Origin of the sequence: Methylobacterium mesophilicum (assembly GCF_022179445.1) — a bacterium.
In the GTDB taxonomy this organism is placed as follows: Bacteria; Pseudomonadota; Alphaproteobacteria; order Rhizobiales; family Beijerinckiaceae; genus Methylobacterium; species Methylobacterium mesophilicum.
In genome coordinates this window covers 1-13,834 of the sequence record NZ_BPQU01000040.1, presented here as the reverse complement: position 1 = coordinate 13,834, position 13,834 = coordinate 1, and the positions used below count along the sequence as shown (strand labels likewise).

Below are 13,834 nucleotides of genomic sequence, written 5' to 3'. Positions count from 1 at the left end.
AAGCGCGGCGAGCCGCCGCCGGTTGATGCCACGCATGTCGGCTACGGCCGTCCACCGCCGCAGCATCGCTTCAAGCCGAACTAAGTCGGTAATCCGTGGGGCCGCAAGGGCAAGCCCAAGTCGAAAGGCGACTTTCTCGACGAGATCGTCGTCGTGCAGGTCGCGGGCAAGCGGAAGCGGCTGACCCGCGACGAGACCGTCGATTTCGCGCTGTACAAGGAGGTCCTGGCGGGCAACGTTTCCGCGGCCAAAGAACTGGACAGGCGCCGGCGGGAGCGGCGGGCGAGCCGACCCGACACTGAAACAGTCGATACGCTCAGTCCCGAGGATCAGGCGGCGTTCGACCGCCTGATCGCGCGTCGTGCGCATGGGCGACGGTCCTCAGACGAAGGGGTAGAATCGGGGACCGCACCCGACGACGATGCGGATGGCGATCTCTCGGACGAGGGTGCGGCATGACGCAGATTCAGCGCCTCTATCGCCATGCCCTGCGCACCGACTTCATGGTGTTCTACGAGCGCTGCTTTGCAACGCTCGAGCCGGGCACCCCGTTCGTCGACAACTGGCACCTTCACGCCATGGCTCACGCCCTGCGCGGGGTTGAGAGCGGCGAACGCCAGCGGCTGATCATCAACGTGCCGCCGCGCTCGGGCAAGTCGCTCATCGTTACGGTCGCGTTCACCGCCTGGCGGCTCGGCCGCGATCCGCGGTTGCGCATCATCTGCACTTCGTATTCCGCCGACCTCGCCCAGACACATGCCGCAGCGTTTCGGGCGATTGTCGCCAGCGCATGGTTCCAGGAGGCTTTTCCGGCGTTCCAGATCAAGCAGGGCGGGGACCGTAAGCTCGAGACGATTACGACCGAGCGTGGCTACCGCTTCGGGGTGTCGATCTCGGGGCCGGTCCTCGGACGCGGCGCGGATCTCATCATCGGTGACGACGCGATGAGCCCGGATGCAACCTTCTCAGAAGCCGTCCGGCGCAGAGAGATGGGGCTTTGGAACACCGCGCATCGCACTCGCCTCAACGACAAACGCAAGGGTGCGATCGTGTTGATCTCGCAGCGGCTACACGAAGACGACCTCATCGGTCAGGTGCAGCGGAGCGGTGACTGGGACCGGCTGGTCTTGCCGGCGATCGCACCGGAAGCAGCATGCTATCGGATCGGGCCGCACGAGCACGACATCTACCAACGCCGGGCCGGCGAGGTGCTGGATGCTGAGCGCGAGCCGCGTGAAGCGCTAGAGGAGATGCGGCGCGCCGTCGGCTCGATGACCTTCGCGGCGATGTACCTCCAGGACCCTGTGCCCGCGGACGGCAACGTCATCCGCCGCGAATGGCTGCGCTATGCCGATCGCGACCTCAACGATCCGGCGCTGAAGTATTTCGTTGCGAGCTGGGACACGGCCTCGACGCTGGACGCGACCAGCAGCTACTCGGTCGGCATGCTCTGGGGCTGGGACGGGGAGAACTACTACCTGCTGGAATTGGTCCGAGGCCGGTGGGAAACCCCGGAGCTGCGCAGTAAAATCCTTGAGACGATCCGCGACTGGCGTCCTGACGAGACTCTGATCGAGGATACCGAATTGGGCCGCAGCTTGCAGCAGGACATTCGGCGCACCAGCGGCATACGGGTTCACCTTCGGCGGCCCCGCTACGACAAGCGTGCCCGGCTTCTTGCGCAGAGTGCGCGGTTCGAGGCGGGGCAGGTGTGGATACCCGCGTCGGAGCCTTGGACCCACGACTACGTCAGCGAACTGTTGGCCTTTCCGTTCGGCCGGAGCGACGATCAGGTCGACGCGACTTCGCAGGCTCTCGATTATCTGGTCACGAAGACCGCGAGCCTCCAGCCGATGCAGCGCCGCAACCCGACGCGGAGAACGATCGAACGCCGCGCCGTGGCGGAGGTTGAAGAGGCGCCCGATCGGCATCGTGGCCGGTCTGGATCCAGGGCGTTCGATGTGCCGCCGCAGCTGGGCTGATCGCACCAAGATTTCTCAGCGGCTGGGAAGGGCAGTTTGTGGATCGGCGTCGAAGTATAATCCTAACGCAAACTTATCAGAATTTCTGAAAAAATCAATATAAAAATCCGCTTTACTTGTTTAAAACCGACTAAAATCAGCCAATTGGTCGGAGTAAATCCATACCACTTGAACTTTACCAATCCTTCGGAGCTTATTGGCGAAACGATTTGTCGGTGAATCACTTACGGCCGGGCGCTCATTGAGCGTTATCCTTTGTAATCGACGCATTCAGAGTGGTTTGGTGGCTTGGAATTGAACCGCCATTTACACCCGCCCGCTTTTGCGGCGGCCCTACTCCGAAGCAGCCATTCCGTTTCTCCCCAGGCTACGCATGCCGGATCCTCGATAGGCGCAAAACCCGCCGTTCGGCTTTGCGCCCATCTCGGCCATTCGGTGGTGTCGGCCGGCATCTCCGAAGCAGACATCGGCTTAGATCGGCTCACCGGCCGCCATTGTGCCTGCAGCGAGCCTCCGCCACTTCCCTGCGCAGGATCAGCCCGAGACAGCAGGAGCGGAACCGCAGCCATCGGCCAACGAAGGTGCCGTGAACGGGGATCCGCACCTGATCAGAAGTGAGATGACCCAATTCGTCTGAGAGGTTCCGCGATTTGTGCAACTCGTGCCGCGAAAATAAGCATCGAAGCGCTTGCGGGTGATCGAAAAAACTCTCAGACTGACCACCAGTGAGAATTTTTGATCGGCTGGAGCGTCGTGGCATCGGACTATGAGGAGCTGTCTGTCGCGCAGCGGATCGCGCAAGCATTTCCAGCGCTTAGCTCCGCTCACCGAGACGTCGCCCGCTTCGTCCTTGATCATCCGTTGCGCGCTGCGACCCTGCCCGTGAATGAGCTTGCCGACTTGGTCGGCGTCTCAGTCGCCACCGCTAATCGGTTTGCCCGCGCTGTGGGCTATGAGGGCTACGCAAAGTTCCGCGCGGCTCTCGTCCTCGGCTATGAGAAGGCGCTCGCACCGGTCGAGAAGCTGCGCGGCGGCCGAGATCAAACCGCTACCGCGTCCGGCATCCTCGACGGAGCCTTGGCCGACATCGTCCGCAACATTGAAGCGACACGCCGCGGGCTCGACGGCCAGACCTGTGCGCAGGCCGTCGAGGCGATCCGCCGGGCCCGACGGGTCTACATTGTCGGGCTGGGCAGCAGCAGCTGGCCGGCCGGCATCCTGGCGCGCAACCTCGACGTCAACCGAGAGGACGTCCACCTGCTGGCAACCCTGGAGGGGCCCGGCTTCGCCGCCCGGACTCTGCGCCGGCTGACGACCGACGACCTCGTCATCGCGCTCGCAACCCCGCGGTACTTCGCCGACACGGTGCGGCTGGCCGAGATCGCCCGGAAGCACGGCGCCGCGGTCCTGGCGCTGACCGACGGACCGCACTCGCCCCTCGTCGCCACCGCTACGATCGCGCTCTACGCGCAGACTGACTGCCACTACTTTGCCGCCTCAGATGCCAGCCTGACGGCCCTCGTCGAGGCCTTGGCGAGCGCCTTCGCCCACGCCACCGTGGATCTCGTCCCGGCCGCGACGCGGGTGACGGAAGCCGTCCTGCCCTGGCTCGACCGCGACTACGCCGCCTGGCCACCGCAGGGCGGAACCGACGACCTGCCCGACACCCCGCCCCCGGGAACCGTTCCATGAGCGACCACCGCCCCGTACTCGTGATCCACGGCGGCGCTGGGACGATCGCGTCGGGCCAGGCCGATCCCGGCGAGGCGCGCTATCACTCGGCCCTCGCCGAGATCCTGGCGGCCGGAGCGGCCTGCCTCGCCGCCGGCGGCAGCGCCCTCGACGTCGTGAGCCGCGCCGTCGACCTCCTGGAGGAGTGCCCGCTCTTCAATGCCGGCCACGGCGCCGTCTTCACCAGCGCCGAGACCCACGAACTCGACGCCGCGATCATGGACGGCGCCACCCTGCGGGCCGGTGCCGTCGCGGGGGTCGCACGGGTGCGCCGGCCCGGCCGCGCCGCCCGCGCGGTGATGGAGGCGGGCGAGCACGTCCTGATGGCCGGGGCCGGCGCCGAGGCCTTCGCGCGGCAGCACGGTCTGGAGATGGTCGAACCGGATTTCTTCTCGACGGAGGCCCGCCGCGACCAGCTCCGCCGGGCACTGGCCGCCGGGCAGGTCGCCCTCGACCACGACACGGCGTCGGGGCCCCTCGACGAGACCCACAAGTTCGGCACGGTGGGCGCCGTCGCCCTCGACCGGGACGGCCATCTCGCCGCCCTGACCTCGACCGGCGGCATGACCAACAAGCGTCCCGGCCGTATCGGCGACTCGCCGCTGATCGGCGCGGGCACCTACGCGGACGACCGGACCGCCGCCGTCTCCTGCACCGGCACGGGGGAAGCCTTCATCCGCGTCGCGGCGGCGCACGATGTCTGCGCGCGCATGGCCTACGGCGGCCAGGACCTCGCGGCGGCGGCCCGGGCAGTGGTCGAGGACGCGCTCCCGGCGGTCGGGGGCCGCGGCGGACTGATCGCTGTCGACGCGCGCGGCCGTGTCGCGATGCCGTTCAACACCGAGGGCATGTATCGCGGCCTCGTCCGCCCCGGCGATGCACCAACCACCGCGATCTTCGGCGCGTCCCGCCGCGTCCCAGCTCCCGCGCGCTGAGATCTGCCATGCCGACCATCGCAGCCGGAACCGGCTCTCCCACCGCGATGCCCGACGGGCGCGTCGTTTCCGTCACTGGTCTCGCCGTCCGCTTCGCGACCTCCGAGCGGGTCGTGGAGGCGGTCCGCGACCTGTCGTTCCACGTCGATGCCGGCGAGACCCTGGCGATCGTCGGCGAGTCCGGGTCCGGCAAGTCCGTGACCTCGCTGAGCCTGATGCGCCTCGTCGAGCACGGCGGCGGCCGGATCGCGGCCGGGAAGATGCTGTTCCGGCGCGGCTCGGGCGAGGTCCTCGATCTCGCCGCCGCCCCGAACGCCCGGATGCGGGCGATCCGCGGCGCCGAGATCGCGATGATCTTCCAGGAGCCGATGACCTCCCTGAACCCGGTCTTCACCGCCGGGGACCAGATCGCCGAATCGATCCGCGTCCATCAGGGGAAGAGCGCCTCCGCCTCCCGGGCCGAGGCCATGCGGATGCTCGACCTCGTGCGCATCCCCGAGGCGCGCAACGTCCTCACGCGCTACCCGCACCAGCTCTCCGGCGGCATGCGCCAGCGCGTGATGATCGCCATGGCCCTGTCCTGCAAGCCGCAGTTGCTCATCGCCGACGAGCCAACCACGGCCCTCGACGTCACGATCCAGGCGCAGATCCTCGAGCTGATCCGCAGCCTCCAGGCCGAGATGAGGATGGGCGTCGTCTTCATCACCCACGACATGGGCGTCGTGGCCGAGATCGCCGACCGCGTGCTGGTCATGTACCGCGGCGACAAGGTGGAGGAGGGGGCGGCGCCCGCGCTCTTCGCCGCGCCGCGCCACGCCTACACCCGGGCGCTGCTCGCCGCCGTGCCCAAGCTCGGCGCCATGGCGGGCAGCGACCTGCCGCGGAAGTTCGACCTGCTGCGGGCCGAGGCCCGGGAACAGCCGGCAGGGCAGGCGGCCCCAGCCGCAGTCGACGCGCCACATGACACCGTTCGCGCCGGCGCTGGGCCGATCCTGCGGGTGCGCGACCTCGTCACCCGGTTCGACATCCGCGGTGGCCTGCTGAACCGCGTGCGCCGCCGCGTCCACGCGGTGGAGCGGGTCAGCTTCGATCTCCATCCCGGCGAGACCCTAGCCCTCGTAGGCGAATCCGGCTGCGGCAAGTCCACGACGGGCCGCTCGCTCCTGCGCCTCGTGGAGAGCGAGAGCGGCCTGATCGAGTTCGACGGCGGCAACGTCCGCGACCTGCCCCCCGGCCGGCTCCGCAGTCTGCGGCGCAACATCCAGTTCATCTTCCAGGACCCCTACGCGTCCCTCGATCCCCGCTTGACCGTCGGCTTCTCGATCATGGAGCCGCTGCTGGTCCACGGGATCGCGACGCGCCGCGAGGCCGAGGCGCGGGTGGCGTGGCTGCTCGAGCGCGTTGGGCTGACCCCCGACCAGGCCCAGCGTTACCCGCACGAGTTCTCGGGGGGGCAGCGGCAGCGCATCGCTATCGCCCGGGCCCTTGCCCTGAACCCGAAGGTCATCGTCGCCGACGAGGCGGTCTCGGCTCTCGACGTGTCGATCCAAGCGCAGATCGTGAACCTGATGCTCGACCTCCAGCGGGAGTTCGGCCTCGCCTACCTATTCATCAGCCACGACATGGCGGTGGTTGAGCGGATCAGCCACCGGGTGGCGGTGATGTATCTTGGCCAGATCGTCGAGATCGGGCCGCGCCGGGCGATCTTCGAGAACCCGCAGCACCCCTACACCCGCAAGCTGATGGCAGCGGTTCCAGTCGCCGACCCGGCCCGCCGGCACCTGCGCGCCCGCCGGCTCTTGACCGACGAGATCCCGAGCCCCGTCCGGGCGCTCGGCGACGAGCCGCAGGTCGCGCCTCTCGTCGAGATCGGCCCCGGTCATCTCGTCGCCCGCCACACGGTCGGCGGCCTCGCCGCCTGACACCCCCTATCCCCGCCAGCAGGATCGTCCCATGCCCCGAGGTCTGACCATGTTCGAGCGCTTCCTCATCGCCGCCGGCCTGCTCGCCGTGGCGGCCGCGCCCGCCGCCGCGGCGGGCGACCCGATCCTGGCGATCAGTGGCCAGCCCGAGACCCTCGACCCGTACAACACCAACACGACACTCACGACCGCCGTCACCAAGTCGTTCTACGAGGGCCTCTTCGGCTTCGACAAGGACCTGAAGGTCCGCAACGTCTTGGCCGAGAGCTACGAGAGCTCGCCCGACGGCCTCGTCTACACGTTCAAGCTGCGCGAGGGCGTCAAATTCCACGACGGCACGACGTTCGATGCCGCTGCGGTCAAGGCCAACCTCGACCGCGTCCTCGACCCGGAGAACCACCTCGCGCGGTACAACCAGTTCAACCGCATCAAGACGATCGAGGTGCTCTCACCCGCAAGCCTGCGCATCACCCTGAAGGAGCCCTTCGGGCCGTTCATCAACTCGCTGGCCCACGCTTCGGCGGCGATCATCTCGCCCACAGCCCTGAAGAAGTACGGAAAGGATATCGCCTTTCACCCGGTCGGCACCGGGCCGTTCACCTTCGTCGACTGGAAGCAGACCGATTACGTCAAGGGCGCGAAGTTCGCCGATTACTGGCAGGCCGGCTTCCCGAAGGTCGACACCATCACGTGGAAGCCGGTGCCCGAGAACGGCACCCGCGCCGCCATGCTGCAGACCGGCGAGGCCGACTTCGCCTTCCCGCTGCCCTACGAGCAGGCCAAGATGCTCGAAGCCAGCAAGAAGCTGAAGATCGAGGTGCACGCCTCGATCATCGAGCGGTATCTCAGCATGAACGTGCTGCAGAAGCCGTTCGACGACCTGCGCGTCCGCCAGGCGATCAACTACGCGATCAACAAGGAGGCGTTGGCCAAGGTCGCCTTCTCGGGCTACGCCTTCCCCGCGCAGGGCATCGTCCCGCAGGGCGTGCGCTACGCCCACAAGATGGACCCGTGGCCCTACGACCCGGCCAAGGCGCGCCAGCTCCTAAAGGAGGCCGGCTACGCCAACGGCTTCGAGGCGACCCTCTGGAGCGCCTACACCACCACCACCGCCCAGAAGGCGATCCAGTTCCTCCAGCAGCAGCTCGGCCAGGTCGGCATCAAGGTGCAGGCCCTGGCCCTGGAGCCCGGCCAGCGCACCGAGTGGGTGCAGACCGCGCCGGATCCGAAGACCGCCCGCGTCCGCCTCTACTATGCCGGCTGGTCGTCCTCCACCGGCGAGGCCGACTGGGGCCTGCGGCCGCTGCTGGCGACGGAGGCGTGGCCGCCCAAGCTTAACAACACCGCCTACTACAGCAACGCCGAGTTCGACGCCCTCCTCGCCAAGGCGCTGGTCTCGACGAACGACGCGGAGCGGGCGGAGCTCTACGCCAAAGCGCAGGAGATCGTGATGAAGGACGCGCCCTGGGCGCCGCTGGTCACCGAGCAGAATCTCTACGCGACCTCCGCGCGGCTCTCCGGCGTCTACGTCATGCCCGACGGCAACATCGATTCCGGCGAAATCGCTGTCGCTCAGTAGCCGCCAATCGCGGACCCTGCGCCGGCTGGCCCGATCGTTAGCCGGCCCGGCGCGGCGGGCCCGCGCGATCGCTTCACGGAAACCCCGGATCCCGGGCGCGAACCTATGCTGATTTTCCTGCTCAAGCGACTCCTCGGGCTGCTGCCGACGCTGCTGATCGTCTCGGTGCTGGTCTTCCTGTTCGTCCACCTGCTGCCCGGTGATCCGGCCCGGCTGGCGGCTGGGCAGGATGCGGACGCCCAGACGGTGGCCCTGGTGCGCACAGAGCTCGGCCTCGACCGGCCCCTGCCGGAACAGTTCGTGCGCTACTTCGCCAACCTCGCCCGCGGCGATCTCGGCGTCTCGATCCGCACCCGCCGCCCGGTCTCGATCGAGATCGGCGAGCGCTTCCTGCCAACCCTCCTACTCACCCTCACCAGCATGGCCTGGGCGGTCGCCTTCGGGCTGATCATCGGCATCGTCTCGGCGGTCTACCGCAACGAATGGCCCGACCGGGTCGGGATGACGCTCGCCGTGTCCGGCATCTCGTTCCCCGCCTTCGCGCTCGGCATCCTCATGATGCAAATCTTCTCGGTGGAACTCGGCTGGCTGCCCACCGTCGGTGCCGACACGTGGCGGCACTACGTGCTGCCGTCGCTGACGCTGGGCGCGGCCGTGGCCGCCGTGGTGGCCCGCTTCACCCGCGCGGCCTTCGTGGAGGTCATCGGCGAGGATTTCGTGCGAACCGCCCGCGCCAAGGGCCTCAAGGAGCGCGTTGTCATCGCCAAGCACTGCCTGCGCAATGCCCTGATCCCGGTCGTGACTATGATGGGCCTGCAGTTCGGCTTCCTGCTGGGCGGCTCGATCGTCGTGGAGGCGGTGTTCAACTGGCCCGGCATGGGCCGCCTGCTTGTCGATGCCGTCAACCAGCGCGATTATCCGGTGATCCAGGCCTTGGTCCTGCTGTTCTCGCTGGAGTTTATCCTGATTAACCTGGTCGTGGACGTGCTCTACGGCTTCATCAACCCGACCATCCGCTACAGGTGAGCCGGCTGTGACTGACATCCTCGTCCCCGCCGCCCCCACCGTCGCGCCCGTCCCCACCGGCATCCGGACGCCGTGGTCGGAATTCTGGCGCAAGTTCCGGCGCCAGCGCGTCGCCGTCGTCGCCTTGGGCTTCATCGGCCTGCTGGTCGTGGTGGCCGTGCTGGCCCCGTGGATCGTGCCGTACGACCCGGTCAACGACTTCGACTACGACCGGATCAACGAGGGCCCGTCGCTCGCGCACTGGCTCGGCGTCGATCCCCTCGGGCGCGACATCCTGAGCCGCATCGTCGAAGGCGCGCGGATATCCCTGGCGACCGGATTCCTCTCGGTCGCAGTCGGCGGCCTCGTCGGGACCGTGCTCGGTCTCCTGGCGGGCTACTACGGCGGCTGGTGGGACCGGATCGTCATGCGCATGTCCGACGTGCTGTTCGCCTTCCCGGGCATCTTGCTGGCGCTCGGCGTCGTCGCCATCCTCGGCTCCGGGCTCGTCAACGTCGTCGTGGCGGTGTCGGTCTTCAGCGTCCCGGCCTTCGCGCGCCTCGTGCGCGGCACGACCCTGGTCCTGAAGAACAGCACCTACATCGAGGCCGCGCGAAGCATCGGCGCTCCCGACCGGACGATCATCCTGCGCCACATCCTGCCGGGCACGATCTCGGGCATTGTGGTCTACTTCACAATGCGGCTGGGTACCTCGATCATCACGGCTGCGAGTCTGTCCTTCCTCGGCATGGGCGCGCAGCCGCCGACGCCTGAATGGGGCGCCATGCTGAACGAGGCCCGCGCCGACATGGTCTCGGCGCCGCACGTCGCGCTGTTCCCGAGCCTGGCGATCTTCTTCACGGTGCTAGCCTTCAACCTCCTCGGGGATGGCCTCCGGGACGCTCTCGACCCGAAGATCGACCGCCTGTGACGCCGGCCGCCCCCCCGCGCCCAGCGCCTCGCGTCGGCAGCCTGCCGAGGGGTCAGCGCGACGCCATCACCGACGTCCCGGGCGTGACAGTCGGTCATTGCACGCTGGCCGAGGGCGACGTGCAGACTGGCGTCACGGTCGTGCGGCCGCACGGCAGCGATCCCTACCGGGACCGCGTTCCGGCGGCCGGCGTCGTGCTGAACGGCTTCGGCAAGTCCGTCGGCCTGATGCAAGTCGAGGAGCTCGGTGTGCTGGAGACGCCGATCGCCCTGACCAACACCTTCGCGGTGCCGGCGGTGGCCGCCGCCCAGATCCGCGCAGCGATCGCTGCCAATCCGGAGATCGGGCGCGCGCTGCCGACGCTGAACCCGCTCGTCTTCGAGTGCAACGACGGCTACCTTAACGACCTTCAGCGCATGGCTGTGGAGGCTTCGCATTACCACGACGCCCTGGACGCGGCCGGCGCCGCCGTCGCGGAAGGGTCGGTCGGGGCCGGGCGCGGGATGTCAAGCTTCGGGCTCAAGGGCGGCATCGGCACCGCCTCCCGGCGGGTCCGCACGCGCGCGCAGGGCCGGTTCACGCTGGGCTCGCTCGTCCTATCGAATTTCGGCAAGCCATCCCAGATCCGTGTCTGCGGCGCGCCGCTCGCCGCCCAGCTTCGGGTGGCCGGCGGGGAGCCCGAATCCGTGGCGGAGCCCCCGGAGAAGGGCTCGATTATCATGATCCTCGCCACCGACGCGCCCCTCGACGCGCGCCAGCTTCGCCGCCTCGCCCTGCGGGCCGGGGCGGGCCTCGCCCGGACCGGCTCGGTTTTCGGCCACGGTAGCGGCGACATCACGCTCGCCTTCTCGACTGCCTACACGGTGCCGCAGGATCCCGCCCGCCCGATGCCGACGCCCGCCCTACTGCACGACGCGGCGCTCGACCCGCTGTTCGAGGCCGCCGCGGACGGGATCGAGCAGGCGATCATCCACGCCCTCTGGCGAGCCGAGGCGGTCACGGGCCGCGACGGCCACCGGCGGGACGCCCTGACCGATCTCCTGCCCGGCTGGGCCGATATCCTCGGGGCCTAAGCGATGCGCGTCCTGATCTCGACGGATATCGAGAGCGTCGCCGGGATCTATCACGGCGTCTAGACGACGCCGTGCAAACCCGAATGCGAGCGCGCTGCTGCTGATGACCGCTCTCGGGGCCGACGTAAACATTGCGGAACAGCCGGGTTGGGCCGGTCTTAGCCCGTCCGCGTTTCAGCGGGCCCTTCTTCGAAGCGGACGCGCCGCTTTCGGCCAGATTACGCCGTTCCAGATAGCTTGTATGAACGTCTGTGATGGGTGGGGAGCCGACACTGGCACCTAAGCGCCCTAACGTCAGCAAGCGGCCTATAGCAGACCGTCTGCTGAGAGGTGGCCATGGCGTCAGGCAATCAGGTCGACCCCCAGCCCAGGATCGACGCTCGTCCGAACAACGCAGCCCGGCCCGATCCGCGCACCGTCGCCGATGCGGATGGGGCCAAGTACCGACGCTCGGCTCTCCACGGTGACGCTATCGCCCAGGACTGGCAGACCAGGGCCGGCCCCGATGTCCGCTGTGGGGGCCCTAGTTAGGCCCCCAATCACGACTTGCCTGCCCAGGGCCGCGCAGCGACCGACCGCTCCCGCGATCACGACCCCATTTGGCTGTGGCATGTACAGGCCGTCCCCGATCTGGCTCGACGGCGTGATGTCAGCGCCGGTCCACCAGATGTTAGCGATCCACAGGAACCAGGCCGCTGCCCGCCATTCGCGCTCAAAGGCGTAGCGGGAGAGCCGGTACAGGCAGGACGCTTGGTAGCCGGCCCGCAGGCGCACGGAGCCGTGTCCGTGCCGCCGCCAATGCTCGTGGTCCGCCCGCAGGGCCCCGCGCACTTCCGAGAACCGGGGGCGCCGCCAGGCAGCCCCCTGCCCGCCGTCCGCTTCGCAAGCCGCCGTCACGTGCAATCTCCAAGGTCGGTCGAGCGTCCCTCTAAGGGCCGCCGGCGCATGCCCGGGGCCTGCTCAGCTCTCAGCAGAGCGAGTGACCAGCGCCATCACCCACGGGTTGAACCCCGTGTCCAGCAGCGCGCGGGGCATGCGATTGACGTAGGCGCGCGCCGCCGTGCGCGCGAAGGCCGGAACCCGCGAGAAGTCGAGAAACCCGCCGATGCTGCGGGCCTCCATCGTGTAGGGCAGCCCCTCAAGGTAGCGGTGCACGTCCGGGTAGGCCCACAGAAAGTTGTCGCCCCAGGGCCGGTGGACGGTGGCGCCGAGCCGGCGCGCGAGCCAGCGCTCCCAGGACGCCGCCTGGTTGTCGGGGCCGTGGGCCACGTCGATCGGAAAGGCACGGTTGGGGCCGCCGATCAGCATCCGCCCGCCTGGGGAAAGGACGCGGAAGATCTCCCGCAGCCACTGCTGGCGAACCGCGTGCCAGTCGGGACGGCGGTCAGCGTGACCGTTGGTCGTGCCGACGTGCTCGATGGCGCCGAAGGTGAAGGCGAAATCGATGGTGCCGTCGAGGAAGGGGAGCTCGAACGCGTCCGGATCAACCAGGTAGAACCGATCGGCACTCCGACCGGCCGACGACCAGCGGCGCGTCAGCCCGGGCAGGTCAATGCCGTAGCTCTCGTAGCCCTCCTTTTCCAGGGCCACCGCCATGCCGCCCATGCCGCAGCCAACGTCTAGGATGGTCCGAACCGGAGCCTCCCGCACGATCGGCAGGACAAAGGCCCGGGCCTTGGTCGCCTGGAAGTCGTTCTGCGCGTCGACGTAGGCTTCGTCGCAGGTCTCATCCCGCGTCCAGGCGCGCGGCAGGAGACCATGGTAGCCGTCGAGCGTCGTGATGGGTGATCTCAGCATGGCGGCGGGCTCCCTTGAACCGTGACGTACGATCGGGATCAGCGGGAGAAACCAGGGCCGATCGACAGCTGGACCGCTGGTCCCATGGTCGGGCAAGGCAGCAGCATGAGCGCCAGCCATTGCTATTTATGGTTGCATGAAATCAATACATGCAACCGGGAAAAGAACGTAGGTGCGGATCGCGTGATGCCATCTGCAGTTGCAGGCATCGGTCCTAACCCATCTCGGAAGTTCGGTTTTCATCTTAGATGGGTATGCCCTGCCAAGACCCCACCACGAGACGGTTCTACGCCTCATGAGGGCCAGCATTCGGGTTCCGGTACAGCCGATGGAGACAGTTTAGACCCATTCGGGAACTTAGTGACGGTACTGAGATCCTGCGAATGTCTGCTCCCAACAGATTGCAGACCTTAGAATGCGTCTGACTTGCCGTCCGAGAAGGGTCGGCAGCGGAACGACCGCACTGGGTAGTAGGCGGCCTCCCTGCTCAGGAGGTCGGGGACGCTCTTCCGGATGACCCGTTGATCGCAGCCTCGATTGCGGCGACCGCCTCCCCTGGCGTGAGAAGGGCCGTATCCACCACGAGCCTGGGCGAGGTCCGTCCCGGCACCTACGTGCTCTCGCTGGGCCCCAGGGAGGAGGTAAGCATATCGGTGAACCTCGTAGCCCTGACGATCCTGATCTGGCTGATGCGCCGATTGCGCACTTGGTCGCCCGGGCCGCAAGCCTCCTGAGGCTGAAGGCCCATCCGATAAGGCCCACCGGGTCAAGTGGCCGGGATGGTGTCCCCAGGGCGATCGCTTGAAAGGAATGGATTTCGGTGCTGCCTTTTGCGTGATTCACAGGGCGCCTCGGTCTGGTGAGGCATCCGATGTCAGG

General features: G+C 67.9%; 11 protein-coding genes. 9 read left to right on the top strand and 2 right to left on the bottom strand.

All coding sequences use genetic code 11. The features are described 5' to 3' along the window. Positions 1-153 precede the first annotated feature (153 nt). The 9 genes from MFF40_RS25140 to MFF40_RS25100 all read left to right on the top strand — a co-directional run bounded on the left by MFF40_RS25140 (position 154) and on the right by MFF40_RS25100 (position 11,158). A complete protein-coding gene (locus MFF40_RS25140; RefSeq protein ID WP_147855691.1) occupies positions 154-459 on the top strand; it encodes a hypothetical protein in 306 nt (101 codons plus the stop codon). After that, a complete protein-coding gene (gene terL, locus MFF40_RS25135) occupies positions 456-1,982 on the top strand; it encodes a phage terminase large subunit (RefSeq protein ID WP_238262721.1) in 1,527 nt (508 codons plus the stop codon). Before MFF40_RS25140 ends, terL begins: the two co-directional genes overlap by 4 nt. A gap of 753 nt (positions 1,983-2,735) precedes the next feature. Continuing rightward, a complete protein-coding gene (locus MFF40_RS25130; RefSeq protein ID WP_238262747.1) occupies positions 2,736-3,674 on the top strand; it encodes a MurR/RpiR family transcriptional regulator in 939 nt (312 codons plus the stop codon). Further along, positions 3,671-4,648 (top strand): isoaspartyl peptidase/L-asparaginase family protein, encoded by a 978-nt coding sequence (locus tag MFF40_RS25125; RefSeq protein ID WP_238262719.1) that lies wholly within the window; start codon positions 3,671-3,673, stop codon positions 4,646-4,648. The genes MFF40_RS25130 and MFF40_RS25125 overlap by 4 nt, the downstream gene beginning before the upstream one ends. Before the next feature lie 8 nt (positions 4,649-4,656). After that, positions 4,657-6,570 carry a dipeptide ABC transporter ATP-binding protein gene (locus MFF40_RS25120; protein ID WP_147857253.1) on the top strand — a complete coding sequence of 638 codons (1,914 nt, stop codon included), beginning with the start codon at positions 4,657-4,659 and terminating at the stop codon, positions 6,568-6,570. Positions 6,571-6,601: 31 nt separating this feature from the next. Further along, on the top strand, positions 6,602-8,149 hold the full coding sequence (gene gsiB / locus MFF40_RS25115; protein WP_238262717.1) for a glutathione ABC transporter substrate-binding protein GsiB: 1,548 nt from the start codon (positions 6,602-6,604) through the stop codon (positions 8,147-8,149). 105 nt (positions 8,150-8,254) lie between these two features. After that, positions 8,255-9,175: a glutathione ABC transporter permease GsiC gene (gene gsiC / locus MFF40_RS25110; protein ID WP_238262715.1), complete on the top strand. Its 921-nt coding sequence runs from the start codon at positions 8,255-8,257 to the stop codon at positions 9,173-9,175. A 7-nt stretch (positions 9,176-9,182) separates the two neighbouring features. Continuing rightward, complete coding sequence (gsiD, locus tag MFF40_RS25105; protein WP_007568587.1) at positions 9,183-10,085, top strand: glutathione ABC transporter permease GsiD; 903 nt, start codon at positions 9,183-9,185, stop codon at positions 10,083-10,085. Beyond that, on the top strand, positions 10,082-11,158 hold the full coding sequence (locus MFF40_RS25100) for a DmpA family aminopeptidase (protein WP_238262713.1): 1,077 nt from the start codon (positions 10,082-10,084) through the stop codon (positions 11,156-11,158). Before gsiD ends, MFF40_RS25100 begins: the two co-directional genes overlap by 4 nt. 342 nt (positions 11,159-11,500) lie before the next feature. Here MFF40_RS25100 and MFF40_RS25095 read toward each other — a convergent pair whose 3' ends face one another. Then, positions 11,501-11,932: a serine O-acetyltransferase gene (locus tag MFF40_RS25095; protein ID WP_238262711.1), complete on the bottom strand. Its 432-nt coding sequence runs from the start codon at positions 11,930-11,932 to the stop codon at positions 11,501-11,503. Positions 11,933-12,118: 186 nt separating this feature from the next. Beyond that, positions 12,119-12,955, bottom strand: coding sequence for a class I SAM-dependent methyltransferase (locus MFF40_RS25090; protein ID WP_187277904.1), 837 nt, complete (start codon positions 12,953-12,955; stop codon positions 12,119-12,121). Between the last annotated feature and the right edge of the window lie 879 nt (positions 12,956-13,834).

What these genes read in the sequence shown, in the direction of transcription:
- terL (WP_238262721.1), top strand. Translation starts at nt 456, where the DNA reads ATGACGCAGATTCAGCGCCTCTATCGCCATGCCCTGCGCACCGACTTC.
- MFF40_RS25125 (WP_238262719.1), top strand. Translation starts at nt 3,671, where the DNA reads ATGAGCGACCACCGCCCCGTACTCGTGATCCACGGCGGCGCTGGGACG.
- MFF40_RS25120 (WP_147857253.1), top strand. Translation starts at nt 4,657, where the DNA reads ATGCCGACCATCGCAGCCGGAACCGGCTCTCCCACCGCGATGCCCGAC.
- gsiB (WP_238262717.1), top strand. Translation starts at nt 6,602, where the DNA reads ATGCCCCGAGGTCTGACCATGTTCGAGCGCTTCCTCATCGCCGCCGGC.
- gsiC (WP_238262715.1), top strand. Translation starts at nt 8,255, where the DNA reads ATGCTGATTTTCCTGCTCAAGCGACTCCTCGGGCTGCTGCCGACGCTG.
- MFF40_RS25090 (WP_187277904.1), bottom strand. Translation starts at nt 12,955, where the DNA reads ATGCTGAGATCACCCATCACGACGCTCGACGGCTACCATGGTCTCCTG.